This window comes from Methylobacterium sp. E-066 (genome assembly GCF_022829635.1).
GTDB lineage: Bacteria > Pseudomonadota > Alphaproteobacteria > Rhizobiales > Beijerinckiaceae > Methylobacterium.
Genome location: NZ_JAKSYO010000039.1, coordinates 1 through 219, shown reverse-complemented (window position 1 = coordinate 219; position 219 = coordinate 1). Strand labels below are relative to the sequence as shown.

Here is a 219-nt window from a genome sequence, read left to right as displayed (position 1 = left end):
CCCCGGAGCCCGCCCACACAGGCGAACAGCCAGCCCGGACCAGCCGCACAACCTTGGCGCGGGGTGGAGCAGCCCGGTAGCTCGTCAGGCTCATAACCTGAAGGTCACAGGTTCAAATCCTGTCCCCGCAACCAAATCTTTTCCCACTACTCGACCACCATCAAAAACCCGGTCCGCTCACGCGGACCGGGTTTTTCGTGTTTGGAGCGCCGCCAACGC

1 tRNA gene is annotated in these 219 nt (G+C 63.0%); it reads left to right on the top strand.

Annotation, left to right across the window (positions count from 1 at the left end):
- Positions 1 to 57: 57 nt before the first annotated feature.
- Positions 58 to 134 (top strand) — tRNA-Met (locus MKL20_RS03690).
- Positions 135 to 219: the final 85 nt, after the last annotated feature.